This window comes from Tindallia californiensis, from assembly GCF_900107405.1.
GTDB lineage: Bacteria > Bacillota > Clostridia > Peptostreptococcales > Tindalliaceae > Tindallia > Tindallia californiensis.
In genome coordinates, this window is sequence record NZ_FNPV01000001.1 from 234,126 (window position 1) to 259,827 (window position 25,702).

Annotated in this window: 21 protein-coding genes; 9 read left to right on the top strand and 12 right to left on the bottom strand. The window is 38.2% G+C overall.

The window, feature by feature from the left end; genetic code table 11:
• The first annotated feature begins 117 nt into the window (after positions 1–117).
• The 5 genes from BLV55_RS01100 to BLV55_RS01120 all read left to right on the top strand — a co-directional run bounded on the left by BLV55_RS01100 (position 118) and on the right by BLV55_RS01120 (position 4,984).
• Positions 118–1,362, top strand: a complete 1,245-nt coding sequence (locus BLV55_RS01100; RefSeq protein WP_207645997.1) for a deoxyribodipyrimidine photo-lyase — start codon at positions 118–120, stop codon at positions 1,360–1,362.
• A 263-nt stretch (positions 1,363–1,625) separates the two neighbouring features.
• Positions 1,626–2,645, top strand: a complete 1,020-nt coding sequence (gene hutG, locus BLV55_RS01105; protein ID WP_093310057.1) for a formimidoylglutamase — start codon at positions 1,626–1,628, stop codon at positions 2,643–2,645.
• A gap of 133 nt (positions 2,646–2,778) precedes the next feature.
• Positions 2,779–3,087 (top strand): PadR family transcriptional regulator, encoded by a 309-nt coding sequence (locus tag BLV55_RS01110; RefSeq protein ID WP_093310096.1) that lies wholly within the window; start codon positions 2,779–2,781, stop codon positions 3,085–3,087.
• 23 nt (positions 3,088–3,110) lie between these two features.
• On the top strand, positions 3,111–4,037 hold the full coding sequence (locus tag BLV55_RS01115; protein WP_093310099.1) for a PfkB family carbohydrate kinase: 927 nt from the start codon (positions 3,111–3,113) through the stop codon (positions 4,035–4,037).
• Positions 4,034–4,984 carry a pseudouridine-5'-phosphate glycosidase gene (locus tag BLV55_RS01120; RefSeq protein WP_176968199.1) on the top strand — a complete coding sequence of 317 codons (951 nt, stop codon included), beginning with the start codon at positions 4,034–4,036 and terminating at the stop codon, positions 4,982–4,984. Before BLV55_RS01115 ends, BLV55_RS01120 begins: the two co-directional genes overlap by 4 nt.
• A 111-nt stretch (positions 4,985–5,095) precedes the next feature.
• On the opposite strand, the gene BLV55_RS01125 is transcribed toward BLV55_RS01120, so the two are convergent.
• Positions 5,096–6,016: an AraC family transcriptional regulator gene (locus BLV55_RS01125; protein WP_093310101.1), complete on the bottom strand. Its 921-nt coding sequence runs from the start codon at positions 6,014–6,016 to the stop codon at positions 5,096–5,098.
• Between the two features lie 239 nt (positions 6,017–6,255).
• Between BLV55_RS01125 and BLV55_RS01130 the strand changes: the two genes are divergently transcribed.
• Positions 6,256–6,909: an ABC transporter ATP-binding protein gene (locus BLV55_RS01130; RefSeq protein ID WP_093310103.1), complete on the top strand. Its 654-nt coding sequence runs from the start codon at positions 6,256–6,258 to the stop codon at positions 6,907–6,909.
• Entirely contained in the window at positions 6,897–7,682 is a 786-nt protein-coding gene (locus tag BLV55_RS01135) for an ABC transporter permease (RefSeq protein ID WP_093310105.1), read from the top strand. The genes BLV55_RS01130 and BLV55_RS01135 overlap by 13 nt, the downstream gene beginning before the upstream one ends.
• 20 nt (positions 7,683–7,702) lie before the next feature.
• On the opposite strand, the gene bioA is transcribed toward BLV55_RS01135, so the two are convergent.
• Genes bioA through BLV55_RS01150 form a run of 3 tightly spaced genes read right to left on the bottom strand, consistent with a single transcriptional unit; the run spans position 7,703 to position 10,417 of the window.
• A complete protein-coding gene (gene bioA / locus BLV55_RS01140; RefSeq protein WP_330386548.1) occupies positions 7,703–9,079 on the bottom strand; it encodes an adenosylmethionine--8-amino-7-oxononanoate transaminase in 1,377 nt (458 codons plus the stop codon).
• A 24-nt stretch (positions 9,080–9,103) separates the two neighbouring features.
• Positions 9,104–9,811 (bottom strand): dethiobiotin synthase, encoded by a 708-nt coding sequence (gene bioD / locus BLV55_RS01145; RefSeq protein WP_093310107.1) that lies wholly within the window; start codon positions 9,809–9,811, stop codon positions 9,104–9,106.
• A gap of 36 nt (positions 9,812–9,847) precedes the next feature.
• Entirely contained in the window at positions 9,848–10,417 is a 570-nt protein-coding gene (locus tag BLV55_RS01150; protein ID WP_093310110.1) for a biotin transporter BioY, read from the bottom strand.
• Positions 10,418–10,615: 198 nt separating this feature from the next.
• On the opposite strand from BLV55_RS01150, the gene bioB reads away from it, so the two are divergent.
• Both bioB and BLV55_RS01160 read left to right on the top strand, forming a co-directional pair.
• Positions 10,616–11,572, top strand: a complete 957-nt coding sequence (gene bioB, locus BLV55_RS01155; protein ID WP_093310112.1) for a biotin synthase BioB — start codon at positions 10,616–10,618, stop codon at positions 11,570–11,572.
• Positions 11,573–12,239: 667 nt separating this feature from the next.
• Positions 12,240–13,538: an anaerobic C4-dicarboxylate transporter family protein gene (locus tag BLV55_RS01160; RefSeq protein ID WP_093310114.1), complete on the top strand. Its 1,299-nt coding sequence runs from the start codon at positions 12,240–12,242 to the stop codon at positions 13,536–13,538.
• A gap of 68 nt (positions 13,539–13,606) precedes the next feature.
• Here BLV55_RS01160 and BLV55_RS01165 read toward each other — a convergent pair whose 3' ends face one another.
• From BLV55_RS01165 to BLV55_RS01205, 8 genes are all read right to left on the bottom strand, one after another.
• Positions 13,607–14,392 carry a response regulator transcription factor gene (locus BLV55_RS01165; RefSeq protein WP_093310117.1) on the bottom strand — a complete coding sequence of 262 codons (786 nt, stop codon included), beginning with the start codon at positions 14,390–14,392 and terminating at the stop codon, positions 13,607–13,609.
• 18 nt (positions 14,393–14,410) lie between these two features.
• Positions 14,411–16,144 carry a cache domain-containing sensor histidine kinase gene (locus BLV55_RS01170; protein ID WP_093310120.1) on the bottom strand — a complete coding sequence of 578 codons (1,734 nt, stop codon included), beginning with the start codon at positions 16,142–16,144 and terminating at the stop codon, positions 14,411–14,413.
• Between the two features lie 118 nt (positions 16,145–16,262).
• Positions 16,263–18,038: a flavocytochrome c gene (locus tag BLV55_RS01175; RefSeq protein WP_093310122.1), complete on the bottom strand. Its 1,776-nt coding sequence runs from the start codon at positions 18,036–18,038 to the stop codon at positions 16,263–16,265.
• 132 nt (positions 18,039–18,170) lie between these two features.
• A complete protein-coding gene (locus BLV55_RS01180; protein WP_093310125.1) occupies positions 18,171–18,398 on the bottom strand; it encodes a DUF2798 domain-containing protein in 228 nt (75 codons plus the stop codon).
• A 63-nt stretch (positions 18,399–18,461) separates the two neighbouring features.
• Positions 18,462–21,716 carry a type I restriction endonuclease subunit R gene (locus tag BLV55_RS01185; protein WP_093310127.1) on the bottom strand — a complete coding sequence of 1,085 codons (3,255 nt, stop codon included), beginning with the start codon at positions 21,714–21,716 and terminating at the stop codon, positions 18,462–18,464.
• A gap of 345 nt (positions 21,717–22,061) precedes the next feature.
• The gene (locus BLV55_RS01195) at positions 22,062–23,333 is read right to left on the bottom strand and encodes a restriction endonuclease subunit S (protein WP_093310130.1); all 1,272 of its coding nucleotides are present in this window, start codon (positions 23,331–23,333) and stop codon (positions 22,062–22,064) included.
• On the bottom strand, positions 23,323–24,846 hold the full coding sequence (locus tag BLV55_RS01200) for a class I SAM-dependent DNA methyltransferase (RefSeq protein ID WP_093310132.1): 1,524 nt from the start codon (positions 24,844–24,846) through the stop codon (positions 23,323–23,325). Before BLV55_RS01200 ends, BLV55_RS01195 begins: the two co-directional genes overlap by 11 nt.
• Positions 24,847–24,890: 44 nt before the next feature.
• The gene (locus BLV55_RS01205; protein ID WP_093310133.1) at positions 24,891–25,484 is read right to left on the bottom strand and encodes a helix-turn-helix domain-containing protein; all 594 of its coding nucleotides are present in this window, start codon (positions 25,482–25,484) and stop codon (positions 24,891–24,893) included.
• Positions 25,485–25,702: the final 218 nt, after the last annotated feature.

Here is a 25,702-nt window from a genome sequence, read left to right on the forward strand (position 1 = left end):
ACGTTCATTTCCTCAAACATACACCATATTATCTCCGGTATCAAGTGTTGCCGTCTTTATTTTTCATCCTTTATTAGTTACAATAAACGTATACGAATCATCAAAGGAGGATTTCCTGTGAATCTTAAAAGAGTGCGCCTATATAAAAAGTCAGATCAACAACCAGGTCCAGTCGTCTATTGGATGAGTCGTGACCAACGAGTTCATGATCATTGGGGTCTTATTTTTGCACAAAAATTAGCTAAACAGTATAACGCTCCTCTCTGTGTGGTTTTTTCTATGGTGCCTGATTTTCTTGGTGCTGCCTTACGACAGTATGACTTTATGCTAAAAGGGTTGGAAGAAGTAGAAGAAACACTCAGTCAGCATAACATCTCTTTCTTTTTATTGTTAGGAGCAGCACCTGAAACCTTGCCCGCTTTTATCGATGAGCACCATATATCCGCTTTAGTAACGGATTTTAGCCCCTTAAAAATCCACCGAAGTTGGCTTCGAGCTTTGAAAGAAAAAATTTCTATCCCAATCTATCAAGTGGACTCTCATAATATCATTCCCTGTTGGGAGGTTTCTAAAAAACAAGAATATGCGGCTTACACATTACGACCTAAAATAAAAAAACTCTTACCTGAGTTTCTTGAGCCTTTTCCAGAATTAATGGTGCATCCTTTTTCATGGCCAGCCAGAATAACCTTTACCGACTGGACCAATATTCGTAGTACCCTTGATGTGGATCCTCAGGTTCCTCCTGTCGATTGGCTTGTTCCAGGCGAAACCGCCGGAAAAGCCATGCTAAACCACTTTATTGAGAGCCGCTTGCCACGATATCATTCGCACCGCAATGACCCTTTAGGTAATGCTGTTTCCAACTTATCACCTTATTTTCATTTTGGGCATATTTCACCTCAACGAGCAGCACTGGCGGTAAGCCAGCAAGAAAAATACCCTTCTTCAAAAGAAAGTTTCTTAGAAGAATTGATTGTCCGGAGGGAGTTATCCGATAATTTTTGTTACTATAACACGGATTATGATAACGATCTTTCTTTTCCCAACTGGGCAAAATCATCACTTTTGGCCCATATAAATGACGATCGGGAATATCTTTATTCTTTACAGGAATTTGAAAACGCAAATACTCATGATGAACTTTGGAACGCTTGTCAGCGCAATATCATTTTAACCGGAAAATTGCATGGTTACCTAAGAATGTATTGGGCAAAGAAAATGCTAGAATGGAGCCCCACCCCAAAATCAGCCCAACAGAACGCTATTTACTTAAATGATAAATATTGTCTTGACGGTAGAGATCCTAATGGTTATGCTGGTATTGCCTGGAGTATTGGAGGTATTCATGATCGAGCATAGTTTGAACGGCCTATTTTTGGTAAAGTCCGGTATATGAACCAAAACGGTTGCAAAAGAAAATTTGATGTTGATGCTTACATCCATCAAATCAATGCTCATTTGGAATAATAAAAATCCCATCTTGTTTATGGTGGGTTTTTCTTATCATCATACAAAGAATAATCCGAAAATATTCAAAATCTATTCTCGTAGGAACCATCATTTTACGCATATGTGCAAAGAAATCATATGACGCAGAAACAGTCTTTCGAAAGGGGTATTTTATGTTAGACCGATATAAACCAATGAACCCATCACACTGGAACGGGAGAATTGACAGCTTGGAAAATTTTTCAGCTTATCGTTGGCATCAGTGGGTTCAGCCTTTAGATTTAAGGGATGATCTCTCCGCCTTCTCACCCAAAAGCGGATTTGCCTTTTTAGGTTTTAAGTGTGATGAGGGAATTCGACGCAATGGTGGACGACAAGGAGCTTCTAAAGGACCTGACAGCATCAGAAAAGAACTTGCTAATTTACCATGCTACTTCACCGAAGATATTACTCTATTCGATGCCGGAGACATTTTATGTGAAGATAACAACTTGGAGGAAAGCCAGCATCAACTTGCGCAAGCGGTTAATCAAATGTTAGCCCTTAATCTATTTCCTATTGTTTTAGGAGGCGGCCATGAGTTAGCTTATGGTCATTACAACGGAATATTAAAATCTGTAAAAAAAAGGAAAAACTATCCTAAAATTGGTATTTTTAATTTTGATGCTCATTTTGATTTGCGCCCTTATCCTGATGGCGGAAGTTCTGGCACTATGTTTAAGCAGATCGCCGATGAAAACACTAAGGAAGATCTTCCTTTCTCCTACTTCTGTGCTGGCCTTCAGAAGCATAGCAATACGATTCAACTTTTCAAAACGGCAGATGCTCTTGGTACTGATTATCTACTGGCATCAGAAATGATTCAAGATGACCACTGGCATATTGTAGAGAAGGTAGAAGGATTTATTAATCGAAATGAATACCTTTATCTTACTGTCTGTTCGGATGTTTTTTCCACTGCTTTTGCACCTGGTGTTAGTGCTGCCCAACCTTTAGGTATTGACCCCGAGTTAGCAATAAAGGTGATCAAACTACTGCTACGTTCAGGAAAAGTGTTAAGTTTTGATATTGCCGAAGTATCTCCACGCTTTGATCTGGATCACACAACTGCCAGTTTAGCCCGAGTCATTATCTTTTCGTTGGTAAATACCCTCTGTGAATCGTGGCAAAAAATTCAATGGCATGCCTATTAGAATCCAGCGAAATATTATCTAGTGGACGCTTATTGTTCATTGATGAATTATATGATAGTATTTTATCGATATTTGATATCGATTTTCGATATTTTTGAAGGTTGCGTTGAATGATGAAATAGAGGTGAATGCGATGCAAGACAAAGTACTCCGCAAGTTTTTTCTTGGCTTTATTCAGATTCATATTCTACATCATGCTAAAAAAGAAGCTTTTTACGGTGCATGGATGATCGAAGAATTAAAAGAGCATGGCTATGAGATGAGTCCTGGCACGCTATATCCTCTACTTCATAATATGGAGTCCAACGGTTTGATTAAAAAAACCGAAAAAACAGTAGCAGGAAAAATTAGAAAATATTATCAGATAACCCCCCTGGGGAATGATATTTTAGCAGAAGCTCGGCAGAAAGCATTGGAATTATTAAAAGAAATAAACGATTAAGATAAAGATAGGAGGATTGCATAATGAGTCAATGGGTTGCTGCCATCGGAGCTTCCAATATTGATATCCATGGTTTTTCAAATGAGCCTGTCATCATGGAAGATTCAAATCCTGGGAAAATCCACACCTGCCCCGGGGGAGTTTCAAGAAATATCAGCGAAAATCTGACTCGTCTGGGAGTTCATACCAAGCTGATGACAGCCCTTGGCGATGACATAAACGGACTACAGATCCGCGAATCCTGCAAAAATCTAAACATTGACCTTTCCATGAGCCTCGAGGTTCCCGGCCATCATTCTTCTACTTATATGGCATTGATGGATACGGATGGAGAAATGATTTTAGCCCTTTCTGATATGCGAATTCTCGATAAGCTAACGGTTTCCCACCTAAAAAAGCATCATGATGCACTGGTAAACTCCTCTGCCATCGTTATGGATGCCGGCTTACCAACAGAAACAATGCATTATATCACGTCTACTTATTCATCCAAAAAAACTTTTTTGGATCCCGTTTCTGTTAAAAAGTGTTACCGTATGGAAAAATTCACTGGTCAGTTTTACTGTCTGAAGCTCAACAGACTGGAAGCTAGCTATTTATCCGGCATTACTATTAACAACGAAAAAACCCTTCAAGCATCAGCTGAATCACTGCTGAATCTTGGTGTTAACCGAGTTTATATCTCCTTAGGAGCGGATGGTATCTTTTATGCCGAAGCTGGTAACTCCGGTTTAATTTCTGCACCAACTGTCAAAATAGCCAACGCCACCGGTGCCGGTGATGCGGTTACAGCCGCCGTTATCTGGGGTGAGTTGCAGGAATGGTCAATGAGAGATATCAGCCGGTTTGCCATCGGAGCTGCAACAATTACTATTAGCTGTAACAAAACCGTTAGTGAACATATGAATACCCAAAAAATTAAAGAACTGTTAAAGGAGAAGATACGATGATCCATTCAGAGAAAAATATATTAAATACCAATAACTGGATCCAATTGTCCAGTGAAGTTGAAAATGCATTAAAAAATGCCGAGCCTATTGTTGCTTTAGAATCAACTATTATTAGTCACGGCATGTCCTACCCTGAAAATATTGAAAGCGCATTAACCTCCGAAGAAAAAATAAGACAACAAGGTGCGATCCCTGCCACCATTGCCGTTATCAAAGGTCAGATCAAAGTAGGATTAAGCGCGGAAGAATTAAACTATTTAGGTGAAAACAATGATATTCGAAAAGCAAGCCGCCGAGATTTGCCAATGATCCTTGCTAGTAACAGCAGCGGCGCCACTACTGTTGCCACCACTATGATCGGTGCTTCTATGGCAGGTATTAAGGTTTTTGCCACTGGTGGTATCGGTGGCGTTCATCGAGGAGCTAGTGAAACTTTTGATATCTCAGCCGATCTATTGGAACTAGCTAAGACAGAAGTTGCTGTTGTATGCGCCGGTGCAAAATCAATTCTTGATATAGGCTTAACTTTAGAAGTATTAGAAACCCATGGTGTACCTGTCATTGGCTACCAGACAGACGCTTTCCCCGGTTTTTATGTAAGAGACAGTGGCTTTGGTGTTGATGATCGTGCCGATGATTTAGCGATCATTGCCAGCGCCATGCATTACAAATGGCAATTAGGTCTTGGTGGTGGTCTCGTTGTAGCAAATCCTATTCCCAAAGAAGATGAAATGGATCCAACATTGATTGATAATGCCATTACCAATGCTGTAGTAGAAGCTGAAAAAAATGGAATTAAAGGAAAAGAGGTCACTCCTTATATTCTTGCAAAGCTTCATCAAGTAACAGAAGGCAAAAGCCTTTATGCAAATAAGCAGCTCGTGTATCATAATGCTCATGTTGCAGCAAAGTTAGCAATAGAGTATGCCCGTATAAACAATCGTTAAGGCATTTATATATACTACCAATACTTTTTCTGTATACATTTTTCACACACAAAAAACCACTTGATAGAGAAACTCCACGTCCTATTAAGTGGTTTTTTCTTTGATTATCGACTAAGAATTCTGCTTAGACTCCGGTTTTACCCATATTTCCATATAAGCGTTCTCTAACCTGTTATTATCATATTTTTCAACTAAAAAAGGCCTTGTTACTAACCCACGATTTGCCAGCCAGCTATTTAACAAGTAATTTATCGCTTTTCCTAAGGCGTCTCCAACCAACTCATCGATAGTTTCTGCTTCTACGCAACAAACAACATATTCTCCAGCAGGAAGTATCCATTTATCAAATCCTTCGGGAATGTCTAAGTCATTTTTTGTTACAGCACCAGCAAAATAATTAAATTCGCCATCTTTCTTCCCCTCATTAAAAGATACACCAACTTCGACGCCTAGATCGATTTCATTTCTTAGCCTTACCTTGTGTTTATGAAAAGAATCCCACACACTTCCAGGAGAGTCAATTCCTGTTACAAAACCGACTGGTGCTTTATCTGATGGTATCGGTGAAGAAAGACCGATATAAACTTCTGGCAACTTAACACTTTTTCTAGTAATTTCCAAGACGATACCTTCTGTAATCAAAGGCACATCAATCTCTATCATTGTATAGTTGAGCAACAGTTCCGGCTTTGAAAAATGGTTTAATCGAGTAGGTTTTCTACGGTACTGATCAGGCGTTACTTCATATGCTTCTTTAAAAGACCGTGTAAATGATTCATGAGATGAAAATCCCACTTCTAAGGCAACATCAATGATTCTTTGTTCCGTCCTTATTAGTAAATCAGAAGCTCGAGCCAGACGTCGTAATTTAATATACTCTTTAACCGGTTTTTTAACTAATCTTTTGAACAAACGTTGAAAATAAAACGGTGATAAAGCTGCGATCTTTGCCAAAGCTTCAATTTTGAGCTCTTCGCCAATATTTTCCTCAGCAAAATCTATGGTTTTTTGTATTGCTTCCCATGCGTGCATCGTAAGCACCTCCTTACAGATAACATAACATACTCTTACGTTAAAACACTTGACCTCCAATGCCCTCTTGTTTTCCAGAAAAGAATATAGATAAAAACCTTGTATCCTTCTCTCTTTCATGCTAATATGACATCATAATTTGATATCGTTTGTTGATATCGTTTATTGATATCAATAGTTGGTATTATGTGTTTCGCTGCTTCTTCCCTTAAAAAAAGATTAAAAAGGAGATGATAGCCATGTTTTTCTTTAAAGAAGTTATATACAAAAATATTCTGGATATCGAAAACCTTCATATTAAAAAGCATGCCGTCACTTGCATTGTAGGCGAAAGTGGTAGCGGAAAAACAACGTTGCTACGCCTTTTAAATAGGTTAACCAGTTATGATAGTGGCACCATTTTTTATCATAAGCAACCGTTAAGTGATATCAACCCTACAGAATTGAGACGGGAAGTTGTTATGCTGTCACAAGCTCCCGCTATTTTCGATGGAAGCATCAAAGACAATCTATTAATAGGTCTTAGGTTTTCCGAAAAACCATTAGTCCCTGATCATCAGCTTTATGACATATTAAATCTAGTAAAGCTGCATAAAGATCTGGCCCAGGATGCTGAGAAGTTATCTGGTGGCGAAAAGCAACGGGTCGCTCTGGGCAGAGTAGTCCTAATGAAACCAGAGGTGCTATTGCTTGACGAACCTTCTTCCGCACTCGACGAAACGACTGAGCATATTATTATTAATGCTTTGATCAATTATACGAAAGAAAATAATAAAACCCTTATTATGGTTACCCATTCTAAGCAAATAGCAAAAGAGTTTGCGGACGACATCATTATTATGAACAAAGGCATGATAATCAGCGAAAGGTGGAATAAAGAATGGAAGGTGTAATTGATTTACCACTATTGCAAATGGCATCCGCCTATATTTTTGTTGTAATCCTTTTATTTATTGTAAGGAAACGAGGAATCTCAAGAGAAAAAGAAATTCTCATTGCTTCTATCCGAATGACAGTCCAACTTACATCCGTGGGGTATCTGCTTGTCTATTTATTTAATAATATTAATCCATTAAATACCATTGTAGTCATTGTGATCATGGAAGCGTTTGCCATTCATAATATTTATAAACGAACAAAACCATCTATTTCCAGTTCCTTAAAGAAGATCATCGCCCTATCAATGGTATTTGGAACTGTGTCCACCCTTGTATACTTCTTACTGGTAGTCATTAACCTTTCTCCCTGGTATGATCCCAGATATTTCATTCCTATCGCAGGAATGCTTATTGGTAATTCTATGACAGGTATCTCCCTCGGAGTAACCCGGCTTATCGATGGCATGCATTCTGAAAAGCATCTTGTTGAATCAGCATTAATGCTTGGTGCAACACCTAAAACAGCTGCCAAGCCCATTGTTGATAAAGCTTTTGATGCGTCCATTCTTCCCACCATAAACGCTATGATCGGAATGGGTATCGTATTCTTACCCGGAATGATGACCGGACAAATTTTATCTGGAATATCTCCTGTTACAGCCATTAAATACCAAATAGCCATCATGCTTGGTATTCTTGGCAGCGTTGCTCTAACTGTTATATTATTTGTTCAGCTAGGTTATCAAACTTTTTTTACCGAAGAAGATCAATTAATCATCAAAGACTAAAACATTACTATTGCTGTCTTTTAAGGACAATGCTCTTTTGACCTTTCCTTAAAACACTCAAGGATTGACTCTTTTGCCGCATGAATCATCATGTCCATTTCCTGTTCATTAATAATATAGGGGGGCATAAAATAGATCACATTTTGCATCGGTCTTAAAAGAACCCCTTTTTGTAGTGCTTTTTTATAAATCCTGTCGGCGATTCGCTCTTTCCAATCAAAGCACTCCATCCTTTCTTTATTTTGCACTAACTCAATAGCACCGATCATCCCTATTTGCCTGTATTCGCCAACCCAAGGTATTTCATCAATGCCTTTTTCAACTTTTTGTTTAAGCATTCTTGATTTTTCTTTATTATTTTCGATGATATTCTCCTCATCAAATATGTCTAACGTAGCTACAGCGGCTCTACAGGCTAACGCATTACCTGAATAGCTATGACTATGTATAAATGCTTTTGATGTTTCATAATCATCATAAAAAGCATCATATATGCGATCGGTAACTAAGGTTAATGCCATTGGTAAATAACCGCCTGTAAGCCCTTTCCCTATTGTCATAAGATCAGGTGCCACATCTGCATGCTCGCAGGCCCACATTTTTCCTGTTCGTCCAAATCCAACAGCAATTTCATCGGCTATAAAATTTATAGCGTATTGATCGCACAGTTTCCTAAGTTTTTTAAGATAGACCGGTGAATATATTTTTAGCCCCGCTGCTCCCTGTACAAGTGGTTCGATGATAATTCCTGAAATTTCTTCATGCTTTTCTTTCACTAACACTTCCATACTTGCAAAGCACTCCGCTTCACAGGAATCCCTGTCTCCACCATACCGACACCTTAGACAATCAGGTGCTTCAGCCCTAAACACATCAAATAAGAGAGCCTCAAAAATATTACTATATTTACTTACGCCACTCAGAGAAAGAGATCCGACAGTTTCACCATGGTAGGCATTTTCCAGAGCGATAAATTTCTTTTTCTTTGTTTGTCCCTTTTGTTGGTGATATTGAAAACTTATCTTTAAAGCCACTTCCACCGCTGAAGATCCATTTTCACTAAAGAACATTTTGTTTAGTTTTCCCGGTGCCTTTTTTGCCAATCTTTCTGCCAGCTCTATGGCAGGTTCATGAGAGAAATTAGCAAATATGACATGTTCAAGCTTATCTAATTGATCCTTCAGTGCTTCATTAATTCTTTTATTAGAATGTCCAAACAGATTCACCCACCATGAGGATACGGCATCTAAATATCTATTTCCTTTCAGATCCTCCAAAAACACCCCCTCACCTTTTTTCACTATAATCGGTGGAAAGCTTTCATAATCTTTCATTTGAGAACATGGATGCCATATATGCCTTAAATCTTTTTCCTGCAAGTTTTTTATGATGTCCAACTTGACTCCCCCTTCAAAATTGCTTTATCTTATCATATCCAACATATCCTCAACGTCTAATTTATTTCTATATTCAGCCTTTATCCTTTCAATAAAGGCTTCTCCCCGTTCCACCTTACCTAACGTAAAAATTTTTTCTATCCCAGACATGGCTGATATAACTTTTACATTATCTTCTTCATAAAAAGTTCCCTGATAGGCATTGACCACTATTCCTTTTATTTCTATCCCCTTGGATTGTAGAAATTCAATTGTTAGCATTGTGTGGTTGATAGTTCCCACATTCGCTCTTGTCACCATAAGTACCGGTATCCTTAAATCCTTTATCAAGTGATGGATGCAATATTCATTTCTTTTTATAGGAACTACTACTCCTCCAGCACCTTCAACAATGACATAATCATATGTTTCTACTAGTTTTTGATAATGATTTATTAGCTTCTCGGTTTCAATCTCCTTCTTTTCTATTTCGCTTGCAAGATGCGGAGATACAGAAGCCTCAAAACAGTAGGTGTTCATTCTTTCGTATGATTCCTCTATTTGCGCTACCTTCCTGACAAATTGAACATCACCTGATTGTACCGCACCATTTTCATAGATTCCTCCACTTTGAACCGGCTTAAAAAAACAAACACCATGACCATCTTTGTTAAGCATGTAAGCAGCGCCAGCTGAAACAAAGGTCTTCCCTACTTCTGTATCTGTCCCTACAACAAATATTCCTTTCCCCAAATCGACCCTCTCCTCGCTTGACTATTTCTAACCGATCTACTGTTTTATTGACTTCACAAGACCGGATCTTCTCAGTACCGGTACCACAGTGACCGCTGTAAAAGCAATAACACCGCTTAAAATCAGATCCGGAGCTATATAAGGCATAAAACCAACCATCAAAGCTTCTACCACTGACATTTGCCTCCCCACATACAAATTTACAATCATGTATAAGTAAGAAACCCCTATTAAATAGACAAAGAACAGTCCTGTTAAAACAGGGGTAAGTACATTAAGAAAGCTTATTTCTTCAAGGCTTTCTGTTCGTTTGCCAATGATAAAGGCACACATAATAAACCCTATCAGATATCCAAAAGTTGGTTGTAATAAATATGCCGGCCCACCACCATTTGCAAAAATAGGTATTCCAACAAGCCCAATTCCTACGTACAAGAGTTGAGAGTACAATCCATGTTTAGCTCCTAAAAAAATCCCTGCATAGGCACAAAATAAAAACTGTAGCGTAAACGGTACTACTGGAGTAGGGATTTTAATAAAAGCTCCTATTGCTGTTAATGCCGTAAACATGGATATCAACGTCACCTCTCTGGTTTTTAGTCTCATTCATTTCACTCCTTTTTTTATTTCTAACACAAAATTAGTATATAGACACCGACGCCAACTGTCAACCTTTAATATCTTTTAGGTTGACAGTTGGCGGTCTATCCCTTATAATTGCTTGCAAATATTCAATATCAGGCGTCACAGACTTATTGATATAGAGTCTGTGACGCTTAACTACTTGTAGAAAGAAGGGTTTCTATGAATATCAACCACCTAACGCAAGAAATCATCGAAGGAAGAATCTTGAAACGCCACGAAGATTTACGTTTCTTTGCTACTGTGAATTTAAGAAAACTTTGTGAAGGCTCAAACGCGATTCGCCAAGCATTGTGCGGGGACAGCGTTGACTTGTGTTCGATTATTAATGGTCTCAGTGGCAAGTGTCGTGAGGATTGTAAATTTTGTGCCCAAAGCAGTCATCACCACACAGAAGTCGAAGAATACCGTTTCTTAGACAGCGATACTTTGATAGCTGACTGCAAAAAGCACGCTGATAAAGGGGTTCATCGCTATTCTATTGTAACAGCAGGACGCAAATTAGAGCCTAAAGACCTAAAAGCGGTTTGTTATGCCTACAAAACAATGAGTAAGCATAACAATATCAATCTATGTGCTTCACACGGTTTGCTATCAGAAGAAGATTTTATCGCTTTGAAGGAAAGCGGCGTAACAATGTATCACGCAAATATAGAAACTTCAAGAAGAAATTTTCCTAATGTTTGCACCACCCATACCTATGAAGACAAGTTAAATACCATTAAACTAGCACAAGGATTAGGTTTCAAGGTCTGTTCCGGTGGTATCATTGGCATGGGTGAAACCTTTGAAGATCGATTGGATATGGCCCTCAGCTTATCAGAGCTACAAATACCATCGATTCCAATCAATGTTTTGATGCCTATAAAAGGAACTGTCTATGAACATATTGAACCACTGACAGAAGATGAGATACTAAGAACCATTGCCATGTTTCGATTTATCAATCCGACTGCCAGGATTCGACTAGCGGCTGGAAGAGGTCTGATGAAGGACTCAGGAAAACAAGCATTCCTTGCAGGTGCTAACGCAACAATCACCGGGGATTTGTTAACCACCTCTGGTAATAATATCGATCAAGACAAAAGAATGCTCAAACAAATGGGATTTCATATATAACCCTTATGAATCATTATGGTTCTATATCCAGCAAAGAAAGAGCTATATTTTTTCATTCTTGTCCTTTTCACTTTGAAAATCAGTTAAAAATATAACAACAAAGGCGCCACACAGAAAATAGTTAACAAAAAGAAGTTATCAACTAATGCTTTTTGCAAAGGCACCCAAACCCCTTCTCCTATGTATCTTCAAAGATCATACTTATTAGTTCTTCCAGCTTAAGTGCTCTTCAGACATTTAAAATGATTTCGTTGAAAACAAATAGGTAAAATGTTACAATGTACGAGTGTTTGAATTTCATATTGGTAAACATGTTGCAAAATGAGCATTTTGCAAAACAAAAAAGGGATTCATCTCTGGTCTAGTACCGTATCTAAATGTACTTAAAACGCTTCTCAAGGATAAGTGCGTTCCCTCACTTTGTATATTTAATAACAAGTCGCTTATCGCTTTTTTCAGACCGTTGGCAAAGATGAATAAGATGATGATTGTTTCTCTTTATATTCATGTCATCCTTTTGTAATATCTAACTTGAGAACCTAATATGAAATTCATTCAAGTAACTGCTTGATTTCTTTCGCGCGATATGAAAAAAACATCGAACCAAAATGGTTATCGAAAAATGGTGTGAAAATTAGGCAAACAATACAGAAAAAGAGGTGGAGAAATGTTTTTACAATTTGCAATTGTACTTTTAGCTATTTTTATTGGTGCTCGTATTGGTGGTATAGCGTTAGGTGCTATGGGGGGATTAGGTCTTGCTATTTTATCCTTTGTTTTTAATATGCAGCCAACCTCAGCTCCTATCGCTGTTATGTTAATGATCTTTGCAGTGGTGACGGCAGCAGCTACCTTGGAAGCAACCGGAGGTATGAGCTATTTAGTCAAAGTAGCCGAAAAAATTCTTAGAAAGAACCCAGGCGCTATTACTTATATGGCTCCCATAGTTACATATGTTTTCACTGTTTTTGCAGGAACAGGTCATGTGGCTTACTCCGTTCTTCCAGTGATAGCAGAAGTGTCCAGAGAGCAAAAGGTTCGTCCAGAAAGACCGCTCTCTATAGCTGTTATTGCCTCACAGCAAGCCATTGTAGCCAGCCCTATTTCCGCTGCTACAGTCGCTTTACTGGGTATCCTATCACCTTACGACATTACCTTAAATCAGATTTTAATGGTTACCATTCCAGCAACTTTTGCCGGTATCATGATTTCTGCATTTTTAATCAGAAATAAAGGTGCAGAACTAGAAGATGATCCAGAATATCAAAAAAGGTTAGCAAAAGGTCTTGAAGCTCAGAGCAAGAATGAAGAAGTTGTTATTACCTCTAAAGCAAAAGTTTCCGTTCTATTGTTTTTATTAGGAACGATCAGTATTGTTTTATTCGGAAGTTTTGACCAACTGCGTCCTGTTTTTGAAGATGGAAGTGTTATGGGGATGGCAACCATCATTCAAGTAATTATGTTAAGTGTAGCTGCATTAAATATATTAGTCTGTAAAGCCGATGTGGAAAAGGTTGCTTCCGGCGGTGTGTTTAAGGCAGGTTCTGTGGCTATTGTTGCCATATTCGGCATCGCATGGCTAGGTGATTCTTTCTTTAGTGCTCATATAGATACCATCCAACCATCTATTGAAGGCATGGTAGAGTCTGCTCCATGGGTGTTTGCCTTTGCCTTGTTTATCATGTCAATCCTACTAAACAGCCAGGCCGCTACCACAGCCGCACTAATGCCTGTAGGCCTTGCAATAGGCATTAGCCCTATGCTCTTAATTGCAATGTTTCCAGCTGTAAACGGATATTTCTTTTTGCCAAACTATGGTCCCATTATAGCCGCTATCGGATTTGATCGGACAGGGACTACAAAAATTGGTAAATATATCTTTAACCATAGTTTTATGATTCCTGGTTTATTAGCTACCGTTGCTTCGTTAGTCATAGGATTTATTTTATCAGGAATATTGTTATAACTAATTTAGCCCCGTGATGTTTTAAACATCACGGGGCTTTTCATAAGGCTTAATCAAAGAAGGTTTATTCAAAACAGTTCCCAGTCTAACAAATTGCATTTTTCCTTGCGATATTGAAGAGGCGTTAGTCCCACATTCTTCTTAAATGTCCTGCTGAAATAATGTTGACTTTTATATCCGATTTTCCTTGCAACATCGTACATTCTTACATTAGTCAAATCTTGTTCCAGCAGCTCTTTAGCACTATTAACCCGTATTTTCGTTAGATATTCAGTAAAAGAATATCCTGACTCTTCTTTCATCAGCTTGGACAGGTAGTCCTTATGGACATTTAAGATTTTAGCCGCTTTTTCTAAGGATAGATTAGGATCACTATAGTTTTCTTTAATATATTCCTTACCTTGCAACACTACTTGCGAACATCCACCACATTTATCTTTGATTGGCTCGTTTCTTTGTATTTGCCTCTCAGGATAGATATCCCTTAATGCTATATTTGCTTTTTTTAATAGCTTAAAAAAATCACTTTGCGGTACTGGTTTCAATAAATAATCAAAAGCTTGCAGTTTAATGGCCTCATGAGCATACTCAAAATAATCATATCCTGTAATGTATACGATAAGTGCGTTAGGATTTTCTCTTTTAATGAGTTTCCCTAAGTCAAGACCATTTAATCCTTCCATGTGAATATCCAACAAATATAAATCCACCATCATGCCTTGCTTATTTTTCAAACATTCTTCTCCACTTTTTGCTTCAAAAGAGCATTCGAAACATTTACTCTTATCCAAAATCCACTTTTTCAAGCCTCTGCGAATTTTAGGTTCATCATCTACAATTGCAACTTTCCACATGCTCTTACTCCCTTCCTACTAGCCTTCCAAAATGGGATGTTTCATAATCACCCTTGTTTTTTCTTCTATCCGTTCAAAGCTGACACCATAAGAATGTCCAAAAGTTAATTTTATTCGCTTGTTGGTACTGTATAGACCAAATCCAACTTCCTTACCTGGCTTTGACTGCCTTTTAAGGCATCTCTGAATTTCTTTGAGCTTAATAGGATCTATTGCATCTCCATCATCTTCTACCACTATCATTAAATCCTTATCTGCTTTTTTTACACTAATCTGAATCAAAAAAGGTTTTCTGCTTTTTTTTCGAAACCCATGGATGAGAGCATTTTCTACCAACGGTTGCAAAATCAATTTTAATACTGGGCATTGTAATAACGTTTCATCGTAGCAGACCATATATTCTAGTTCCTCTTCATAGCGAGCTTTTAACAATTGAAGATAACTTTCTATATGATCCATCTCTTTTTCTAATGTAATTCTTTCTGCTCCCTGACTCAGTCCGATTCGATAATAGGTGCTTAACGCCTCCAAAAGCTCAACAGATTGCTCTGTTTCCTCTTCCAACACGGACCATCGAATCGTATCAATGGTATTATAAAGAAAATGTGGTTGCACCTGAGCATGAAGAATTTGAAGCTCGGCTTCTCTTTTTTCTTTTTGCTCCTTCTCAAACAAAGCCTTTAAGTCTTTGATTTTTAGGATCATTTGATGAAACCTTTTTTCTAACTGTCCGATTTCATCTTCTCTTGTGCTTTCATTAGGTAAATCTAAGTTTCCAGTTTCGACAATCTCCATTTTTCGTTGCAAATCAACGATAGGCTCTGTAATGGTCTTTGAAAATCTTAGAGATATAAACAACTGCATTATAAGAACCGCAATCCCTAATAAAAAAACGGTATAGATTAATGTATCCGTATCTTCCATCATAAGTGCTTTAGAATAGTCAATCCCTAAAGACCAACCATTGGTATAAGGAATAGGTGCATACACCACCATTCTTTCCTGACCGTGTGGTGTCTTGATTTCCTGTATGCCACTCTTGTTATTTGAAATGTTATCCTTCAACGTATCGACAGCTAAATGATCTGAGCTTTTTAGATTAAGTAGGTTCATCCAATCCTTATGCAGATCGCCTCTAGTGGTAAATAAGTTAGAGGTCGAGTCAACTAACCAAGCTTTTCCATCATATATCCTAATGTCATGAGCAATTTTAGTAAAGTTTTCCAAATAAATAGCTCCATTTATATAACCTATTACCTTTCCCTCAGCGCTATAAATCTTATGTATGACAACAATAATAGGCTCTTCGTTTGAGCGAGAAAGGATGGGATCACTGATGGCATAATCATTTTTAGATTGTTGAATTTCATTAAAGTAAGGCCTTTCAGAAATGTCGATATACGTATCGTTTGTCACCCAGGCATGTCCTTCCAGGTTTACAATAGCGAAGGATTCATAGTCTTTTTTATGCAATTGGTCCATTCTTCGCATAAAAGGTTTGTACGTCATTTTATCCATGGATGATAATGCTTCCGTTTCTGTTAATATCCTTAGTTCGGCAACTCTTTTGTTAACCCAGCCTCCCAACTCATCAGCTTTTACCGTAATAATCTGCTGATTTAGGTCTTTTGTTAAGGGAATATTAGTATTCGCAATTTGTGATTGTATCAGAATAATGCCTATCGAAAATAGCAATGTTGTCACAACACCAAAAAACAATAAAATTTTTCCCCGCAAGGATTTTCTAAGCATTTATTTCACTACCTTTGTAAGTACTTTGATAGATTACATTATCTTTTATCATTTCTTTATGTAAAAAACAGCACCCACTGTTAAAGCAGGTACTGCCTTATTATACTATATTTTTAACTTATTGCGCCGCGTTTCTTCCAGCTATTCTTCCGAAAACAATCAGGTCAGAGATAGCATTTCCTCCCAATCTGTTTTTACCGTGAACGCCGCCGGTTACCTCACCTGCCGCATAAAGACCTTCAATCCATTCACCTTCTGTTGAAATAACTTGAGCATCTCCATTGATTCTTAACCCACCCATGGTGTGATGAATCGCCGGTGTTACCTGTTGAATATAGTACGGTCCTTCTTTTAGAGCAGCTAAATTGCCTCTTCTTTGGAAATCTTCGTCTTCCCCTTTTTCTACAAAACCGTTATATCTCTCGATGGTGCTTTTTAAGGTTTCAGCATCAATCTCAAAAAATGCGGCGGCTTCTTCGATAGTATCAGCCTTAACCACTAACCCATATTTTTCTAAGTTCTCAAATTCTGTTAAATAGCTATCCATATTGCTGTTATTTCTAATTGTCTCATCCCACATAAGGTATCCAAATGTATCTTCCTGAGCTAAAATTGCTTCAGAAATCACATCTCTTCGGTCCATTTCTTCAACAAACCGCTCTCCACCTTTATTCACTAAAATAGCTCCATCAAACCTTGTATCAGCAACATATGATAAGTGGCCTGTCAGTGGGTTACAGGTCGGGTAAGTTTGTACAAATGCCATATCGGTTACATCTGCTCCAACTTCCTGAGCCATATAAACCCCGTCGCCAGTAGCTCCCTTTTGATTGGTGGATTTATAGCGATCATCAATCACATCATTATATTTTTGAACCATTTCTAAGTTCGCACCAAAACCACCAGTGGTTAGTACTACACCATTTGTTCCATAGAAGTTAATCATGTTTCCTTCAGGATTTTCAGCACTAACTCCAATAACTCTGTTATTTTCATCCACTATAAGGTCGTTTGCTTTCGTTTTTGTGTAGAGTGGGATTTCCATCTCATGAACTTTTCTTTCCAATTTCTGAATTAACTCAATACCAGAGCCTCCAATAGGATATATGGCTCTTGGTACAGAATGCCCTCCAAAGTGCATAAGATAGTCTTCAATAAACTCTACTTCAACATAATCTCTCAGCCATTCTCCGTCTGCTGAAATGTTTTCTGCCATGATTCGAACTAATTCTTCATTACCTTCATAATCTCCACCGCTTAAGGTGTCTTCAATATATTGCTCTACACTATCTTCCACACCCATCAATTCCTGAACCCAGCTATTAGGTGCGTTAAATTCGCCTCCCGAAACCAAGGTGTTTCCTCCCACAAATGGGTTTTTTTCTATAATTGCAACATTTACTCCCTGAGATTTTGCTTCAATAGCAGCAATCATTCCTGCTCCACCAGCCCCTACCACTACCACATCATATTCTTTTTCTTCATCAGCAACGCCGAAACGTAGGCTAATCTTTTTTCCTTGTTCCAGGTATTCGTCCGTTGCTCCTGCCTGTTCTAAAGCATTTCTTACCGCATTACGAAATCCTACGGAAGTGATCGTAGCCCCAGACACAGTATCAATATTGGTACTATTGTGTTCTACCATCATATCCTTCAACTCGCCAAAGATAGAGTCCGATAAAACCGGTGTTTCTTTATGACTTATTACTTCAATGTCTTTAATTTTTCCATCCTCAACCGTTACTTCTGTTTGGATTTCTGCATTGTGGCCTTGGCCAACACCGCTAAAAACGCCATCTTCCAATTGTGCTACTGTAGACGAGCCACACCCAGCCATTACGGTTAGTAATAACATCATCATCAATAAAAAAGATATTTTTTTCACATTCCTCATCAAAAACCCTCCTGTAATAGATATTTGCTTCTCTATTATTTTAACCAGAGATTCTGTTTCTGTATTTACACTTAAAAGAGGTTTTTTGACTTTTTCCTTACACTTTGCCTTCAAGAGTATTTTCGATTTTTTTCACTCTTCAACCACTTTCCTTACTATTCTCTCCGTCAGTGGTATAAATATATTGGCTAATGGAATGGATATGGCTGTCCCCGCCAAAGCCGATTTCAAAAAAGCCATTAAAAATCCTGCCCTGAATCCATAGTTGATAATAACCATAATAAAGGATATAGGCACTGAGATAAATATGGCTGCAAGGCATGAAAAAACAATTCCTTTATACTTTTTATCTATTTTCATTAGCGCTACCCTCCCAGTAGAAAAATCCGTAATCCATTGAATTCATCTGATTTCAGGCTTTCATTAATCAACACGATACTCTTCTGGTTTTTCTGCAACCTGCTCAGACCAGATAACTTCTTCATAGAGATTTCCAGCCATTTTTTCTGCTTGTCGCATAACGATATCCATCGCTTTTAATGCTTGATCTGGCGGATATTTATAATAGTTAAGAAGCCTTTTAATCACCCGTCTCATACTGGCTCTAGCACTTTTCCGAACACTCCAGTCAATAGTGATATTCTTTCTGATAGCCACAGTCAGTTCATGAGCAATTTTCTTAAGGGTCTCATCTTCCATAAATTCTTTTACAATATCATCTGCTGTCAGTGCATCATAAAAAGCAATTTCATCCTCACTTAATCCGAGTTCTGCCTCTTCTTCATGCATTTTTTTGATATCGTGAGCCATTCGAATAAGTTCTTCGATGACTTCTGCATTAGTCAGGGCCTGGTTTCGATACTTGTTTAGAGCCTTTGTAAGCCTTTCAGAGAACTTTTCTGACTTTACAAGGTTTCGCTTTTCCATGGTTTTGATATTACCTTCTAATAGTTTTTTAAGCATCTCCACCGCTAAGTTCTTCTGTTTCATTCCCTGAACTTCTTTTAAGAACTCTTCAGACAGGATTGAGATCTCCGGCCTTTTGATCCCCATAACATCAAATACATCAATAACCTCTTCTGATATAATGGAACGTTCCAGCATTTGATGAAGTCTTGTTTCAATTTCCCCTTTTGTTAATGGTGTTTTCTCTTTTTCCTTCAGCTTAACAAGACTGGCCTTAACAGCTTTGAAATAACTGGCTTCAAGGGCCTTTTCTTTCCCTTTTTCAGTAGCAGCACATAGTGCATGAGCCTTACCTAATTCAAGCGCTGTCTTTTTAAATTCCTTCTGCTCTTCTTCTTCCTTTCCGAGAATAAAGTCCATACCACCTACGATGGTACGCATTCTTTCCACTTGTGAGTTCCCCATATATTTCGAGTAATCATAGCCATGCATCATGTCTCTTAAGATTTCCAGTTTCTCAAGCATAACAGCAACAGCAACATCCGTATCAATGCCGGTATTTTGGCGATCCGTATTGGTGTATTGTTTTAAGGCACTTTTTAAGCTTTCTAAAATTCCAATATAGTCAACCACCACACCGCCTGATTTTTCTTTAAACACGCGATTAACCCTTGCAATGGCTTGCATCAGGTTATGCCCTTTCATTGGCTTGTCAATATACATAGTATGCATGGATGGCACATCAAATCCAGTAAGCCACATGTCACGAACAATCACTATTTTAAGTTCATCACTATTATCCTTCATGCGTTTTGCAAGTAAGTCCCTACGCTGTTTACCCCCTAAGTGCTTCTGCAGCTTTTCATTATCTGCTGCACTACCGGTCATAACAACTTTGATTTTCCCTTTATCAATATCATCATTATGCCAATCAGGTCTTAGGGCTGTTATGGCATCATAGAGTTCAACACAGATTCTGCGGCTCATGCAGACCACCATGGCTTTGCCATCGATGCTCTTTGCTTTTTCTTCATAGTGATTGACAATATCTTCAGCAAGCTTCTTGATTCTGTTTGGAGATCCCACGATGGATTCCATTCTGGACCATTTATCTCTGTTTTTATACTTCTCAAATTCTTCCTGACCTTCTGTGATTTCTTCGAATTCATCATCGATTTTGGTCAGTTCTTCTTCATCTGTTTCCAATTTTATGATGCGGTTTTCATAATAAATCCGAACCGTCGCTTCATCTTCTACCGCCTGGGTCATATCATATGTATCAATGGTATGACCAAATATGGCAACAGTTGATCGATCTTCAAGATCAATTGGCGTCCCTGTAAAGCCGATAAAAGAGGCATTGGGTAGTGCATCTCTTAGGTATTTTGCGTAGCCATAATTCACTTCACCGGTTTTAGAGTCCACTTTGGCCTCTAGGCCATACTGGCTTCTGTGAGCTTCATCGGCGATGATGATGACGTTTTTACGGTCAGTGAGTACTGGCATCTCGCCTTCTTCTGGTTTGAACTTTTGAATGGTGGTAAAGATAATCCCGCCGGACTCTCTATCATTTAAAAGATCATAAAGCCCATTAACCTCAGTGCTATTCCCATTGGCATAATTCGTTCTTTGGTTATCTGAAAGTTTCCTTACGGTCGCTTGTTTTGGTGTCTGACGCAGAATGTCTTTTGATTTGGTGAAGGTTGTAAATAGCTGATCATCCAGGTCGTTTCTATCGGTTATCACTACGATAGTTGGATTATTCAGTTCTCGCACAAGTCCACCGGTATAAAACACCATAGAAAAACTCTTGCCAGAACCTTGAGTATGCCAAATAACACCGATCTTTCGATCGCCGTCTTCCTTTGTCGCTTCTTTTGTTTTTTCAATCGCTTTCTTAACAGCAAAGTACTGGTGATATGCTGCTAAAATTTTAATGATGGACTTTTTATCCCCTAGCTTCTTCCCATCGATATCCTTCTCAGATTCTTTTGACTCCTGGAAAAGAAGAAAGTTTTGAATCATATCAAGTAATCTGTCCTTATGGAACATACCATTTAGCAACACTTCATACTGAGGCTGAGATAGTGGTGCGATATCTTCTCCATCAACGGTTCTCCAGTTCATAAACCATTCTTCATTAGAAGTAATGGTTCCAGCTTTTGCATTGATCCCATCTGAGATGATACAAAAAGCATTGTAGTTGAAAAGGGATGGAATATCTCGTTTATAGGTCTGTATCTGATTATAAGCACCATCAATCCCTACATTTTCATCACTGGCAGACTTTAATTCTATAACCACAAGAGGGAGGCCATTCACAAAGACAATAAGGTCTGGTCTTCTTTCTTCATTTTCAATAATGGTAAATTGATTGACGACCACGAACTCATTATTACTCATATTTTCAAAGTCTATGATATAGGCTCTCTTGGTGCGAATATGCCCACCTTCACTAAAGGATACTTCTATCCCTTCTGTCATTAACTGATGAAAATATCGATTGTTTTCTTCCAGCATTGGGCTATTGAATGTAATCAGCTGACGATAGGCATCATCTAGTGCCTCCCTTGGAAGTTCACGATTGATCTTAAAGAGTGCGTCTTTGACTCTATTTGGAAGGATCACCTCACGATAATCTTTACGTTCTTCATAATCTCCACCTAAAGAAATATCTGGGCCGAAGGCATAATCGTAGCCAAGACCCTGCAATATTTCTATAGCTGCTTCTTCAAGCATCGCTTCTGTAAAAATACCATCTCCACTACTCATCATTACCACCTCCCAGACAATCTTTTATTTCCAAAGTAGCCCTCTGATTTACTTCTATTTTTTTATTGATCACCCCACACCTCCACTTCTCCATCCAACGACCCCGCATTGAATGAGTGATTATTTGAACAGCTTTTTAAGCGTCTTGAATATATCAATGGATGTCCGATTATATACTTTGTTGTAAACTGATTTCTTTGGATTCCTAAGAAATCCATATCCCCGCGGCATCTTTAACCCTGCTCGATGCACTACCTGTCTTTTATGCCTGCCTATCGGCGCATATAAATATGCTGGTTCTAGCAGAGATTCTTCTTTTTAAGCTTGGCTTATGGAAGCCAAATTTCATGATGCATCACCTTCTTCGTCCAAGGGAACTCTGATTTCACCGGACATGAGTTTAGGTAAAAGGGAGTCACGGATGTTTGTTAGTTTTTTGCTAGAATCTTCATTTATAGATATCAGCTTTGACATATCTGCAACAATAAGATTGAAGTTATTTATCACATTCTGTGTAGGTAAAACTACTTCAATTTTTTTAAGTTCTCCCCCTGATATTTCTTTAAATGTAGACCCTGATGCTCGGCTCTCTATCTTGTCTAAATTTGATAAAAGTATTCGATAGACAAATTCTGTTCCGTATAATTTTCGAGGTACTATCGACTTAAATCCTTGATTGGTAGTAACAGGATTCTTTGCTATAGCGATGTATCCAATTGGTGCTCTCGAACTAAATAATACTGTCCCTTCAGGCATGAGCTTTGCACTACTATTTTTAAGCCCTTCTTCAGAGATATCTAAGGCTCCTCTATCTATAAATTTATTCTTATTGTTGGATAAGTCCTTAGGTGTAATCCATGGTATCCCATTTTCTGCAAAATAATGTTCTTTTGATTTTGATGGAGTTCCTCCACCAATAATTTCACCAATATCCTTAAGTGTACCAACTTCCCACCCCTTAGGGATCATCCCAAGATCGCTTTCAAACATCTCCCCACCACTGGATTTATAAGGTTCTCCATCTTCATTGGGAAATTCGAAATCTACAAACCATTGCTTGAAAATTACCTGCGCAATATTTTCTAGGGTTCTGTTTATTTGGCTGTTGACTTCAATTTTATCGTCTAAAGTTGAGAGGATGTGCGCGATTGCCTTTTGCTCTTCGAGCGGCGGAAGCATAATTTTAGTATTTTCAACTACATCAGTTTGTGCTCTTTGTCTTCCTGAAGTACCTGTCATAGATTTAATTGCTGTATCCCGAATATATTGTGACAATGCTAAATAAAAAATATAATTATTATCCGTAATCTCTTTCTTATTTCTCAACACAATGTACTCAGTAGAACCAAAGGCTATTTCATCATCATCTAAAATCGTTACTTGAGCTGTTTTACCATTCTCTAAGCAAGGGGTTATTCTAGCGAGAAGAGTGTCACCATTTCTGAACTTTGATCCCCCTGTAAATGCCTCCAACTCAAATCCATCAATTCTTCTTTGGAATGGTGCTAATTTATCCATTCCAATTTTCTTAGTTAATGTACCTTTTTTAATCGATTCTTTAGGATTAAAATCAATAACATCCTTTAGTACTACTTCTCTCCATTCATTAAAACTCATAACCAATACCCCCAAGATTCTTTCTAATCTCATCTTCAAGGTGTCGGGATTTAGCAAAGAGTTCAGCCAACTCAGCAGTCATATTTTCCATCTTCTCATCAAATGGAACACCATCATCTTCTACATCTTCAATTCCTACATATCTTCCAGGTGTTAAGACGTACTCATGTTCTCTGATTTCTTCAATCTTAGCTGATTTACAAAATCCCTTAATGTCTTCGTATTCTCCGTCAATATTTCGCCATTCATGATATGTTTCAGTTATCTTGCTGATATCTTCCTCTGTCAACTCTCTATGTCTTCTATCAATCATTTCTCCCAATTGTCTTGCATCAATAAAAAGGACTTCGTGCTCTCGTGTTCTGAACTTCGGATTATCCTTCTTGTTTCTATTAAGGATCCATAGTGACACGGGAATACCTGTAGAATAAAACAATCTATCAGGAAGGGCTACAATGGCATCGATTATATCCCCTTCTAACAAATTCTTTCTGATTTCGCCTTCGTTTGAAGTGTTTGTACTTAGTGATCCATTCGCAAGAACAATCCCCGCACTACCATTAGGCGCTAAGTGGTAAACCATATGCTGAAGCCATGCGTAGTTCGCATTTCCTGCAGGCGGAATACCAAATTTCCATCTCACATCATCCGTAAGTTGATTACCTCCCCAATCACTAATGTTAAATGGTGGATTGGCAAGGATATAGTCTGCCTTTAATGTCTTATGAAGGTCATGATGGAATGTATCATCGTGGTGTGGTCCTAGATTGGCGTCAAGCCCTCTAATAGCTAGGTTCATCTTACAAAGCTTCCACGTTGTAGAGTTCATTTCCTGACCATAGATAGAGAGGTTTTCAACTTTCCCTTGATGGTCTTCTACAAACTTTTCACTCTGTACAAACATGCCGCCGGATCCACAGCAGGGGTCGTAGACTCTACCTTGGTATGGCTCGATCATTTCAACCAAGGTCTTAACTACGCTGGTTGGCGTGTAGAATTCTCCACCGCCTTTTCCTTCAACGCTGGCAAACTGGCCAAGGAAATACTCATACACTCTACCAAGTAAGTCCTTCTCTCCATTTTGATGAAGCTTAATGGTTGAAATAAGATCAATTAGTTCTCCCAGTCTTCTCTTTTCGATTTCTGGCCTTGCATAGCGTTTATCCAGCACACCCTTTAAGGATGGGTTCTCTTTTTCAATAAGAATCATGGCTTCATCAATATACTCACCAATTTTAGAATCTTTCGCATTGTCTTTGATAAATGACCATCTACCTTCTTTAGGAACCCAAAAGATGTTTTCTGCTTCATATTCATCTCGGTCCTCTTCAAAGCCTGCGCCTTCTTCTACAAGTGCATTAAACTTTGTTTCAAATTTATCGGATATGTACTTAAGGAAAATCAGTCCCAATACCACGTGTTTATATTCACTGGCATCCATACTGCCTCTCAGTTTGTCTGCCGCTTTCCAAAGTGTCTCTTCAAATCCAATGTTTCCTGTATTCTCAGCCATTTATATTCCCTCCAAATGTTTTAACTGCGCCTTAGGCAGGTAGTTTAATAGTTGTGATCATCAAAGACTTCAAAAATTTCACTTTCAAAACCTTCTTGTTCCGGTTCGCTGCTTACCCAGTCAGGCAAGACTTCATAATAATGGGCCAGCGCTTCAATCGTTTTGTGTAGTACTGATTCATGCTGCACTTTTTCAAGTAGCTCTACGATGAGCTTATAGGTCTCCAAGTATGGATTATTATCTACTATATCCATTGCTGATTTAAATTTTGATACAAGTTTGGCTTTCTCAATATCTCGCTCTATAGTATTTATTTCTTCTTTATTATAGACGGGAACTTCAACAAGATCGTTAATCTCTCCTAAAGAAAACTGTTGTTCATGTTTTTTAATTACAGGTTTCAGATCGCTTTTTAACTTTTCTTTCTGGATTTCTAGCTGATCAATTTCTGTAAGGTTGCGTCCAAAGTAGGACTGATCAATACCAAATAGCTCTTCTAATACTGGTAGATATTTCTTTGGAATATTCTGTCGCCCTTTCACCCACATGTTTATATTTTGTTTTTTAATGCCAAGTTTTTCTGCAAGTTCTATATGTTGAAGGTTATAGAGGTTTAAAATATATTCTAATCCTATCAAGTTCTCACCTCCTGGTGCAGGGCTATAATCCCACCTAATATTTATTGTACTTAATTTTATTGTCTTAGTCAATATAAAGTGTAAATGTTTTCTAAATTTTTGACAATAATTCTATCAACTCACCACGTTTTTGACAGCCATTTCATCAACTCACAATCCTTAAAGTCAATCTAACCACTCAACCTTACATTCTGCCATTCTTGGACAAGTTCCCACAA

What these genes read in the sequence shown, in the direction of transcription:
- BLV55_RS01200 (WP_093310132.1), bottom strand. Translation starts at nt 24,846, where the DNA reads ATGGCTGAGAATACAGGAAACATTGGATTTGAAGAGACACTTTGGAAA.
- BLV55_RS01120 (WP_176968199.1), top strand. Translation starts at nt 4,034, where the DNA reads ATGATCCATTCAGAGAAAAATATATTAAATACCAATAACTGGATCCAA.
- BLV55_RS01115 (WP_093310099.1), top strand. Translation starts at nt 3,111, where the DNA reads ATGAGTCAATGGGTTGCTGCCATCGGAGCTTCCAATATTGATATCCAT.
- BLV55_RS01170 (WP_093310120.1), bottom strand. Translation starts at nt 16,144, where the DNA reads ATGCTTAGAAAATCCTTGCGGGGAAAAATTTTATTGTTTTTTGGTGTT.
- BLV55_RS01110 (WP_093310096.1), top strand. Translation starts at nt 2,779, where the DNA reads ATGCAAGACAAAGTACTCCGCAAGTTTTTTCTTGGCTTTATTCAGATT.
- BLV55_RS01165 (WP_093310117.1), bottom strand. Translation starts at nt 14,392, where the DNA reads ATGTGGAAAGTTGCAATTGTAGATGATGAACCTAAAATTCGCAGAGGC.
- BLV55_RS01160 (WP_093310114.1), top strand. Translation starts at nt 12,240, where the DNA reads ATGTTTTTACAATTTGCAATTGTACTTTTAGCTATTTTTATTGGTGCT.
- hutG (WP_093310057.1), top strand. Translation starts at nt 1,626, where the DNA reads ATGTTAGACCGATATAAACCAATGAACCCATCACACTGGAACGGGAGA.
- BLV55_RS01135 (WP_093310105.1), top strand. Translation starts at nt 6,897, where the DNA reads ATGGAAGGTGTAATTGATTTACCACTATTGCAAATGGCATCCGCCTAT.
- BLV55_RS01150 (WP_093310110.1), bottom strand. Translation starts at nt 10,417, where the DNA reads ATGAGACTAAAAACCAGAGAGGTGACGTTGATATCCATGTTTACGGCA.
- BLV55_RS01180 (WP_093310125.1), bottom strand. Translation starts at nt 18,398, where the DNA reads ATGAAAATAGATAAAAAGTATAAAGGAATTGTTTTTTCATGCCTTGCA.
- BLV55_RS01195 (WP_093310130.1), bottom strand. Translation starts at nt 23,333, where the DNA reads ATGAGTTTTAATGAATGGAGAGAAGTAGTACTAAAGGATGTTATTGAT.
- BLV55_RS01130 (WP_093310103.1), top strand. Translation starts at nt 6,256, where the DNA reads ATGTTTTTCTTTAAAGAAGTTATATACAAAAATATTCTGGATATCGAA.
- BLV55_RS01185 (WP_093310127.1), bottom strand. Translation starts at nt 21,716, where the DNA reads ATGAGTAGTGGAGATGGTATTTTTACAGAAGCGATGCTTGAAGAAGCA.
- bioB (WP_093310112.1), top strand. Translation starts at nt 10,616, where the DNA reads ATGAATATCAACCACCTAACGCAAGAAATCATCGAAGGAAGAATCTTG.
- BLV55_RS01125 (WP_093310101.1), bottom strand. Translation starts at nt 6,016, where the DNA reads ATGCACGCATGGGAAGCAATACAAAAAACCATAGATTTTGCTGAGGAA.
- BLV55_RS01175 (WP_093310122.1), bottom strand. Translation starts at nt 18,038, where the DNA reads ATGAGGAATGTGAAAAAAATATCTTTTTTATTGATGATGATGTTATTA.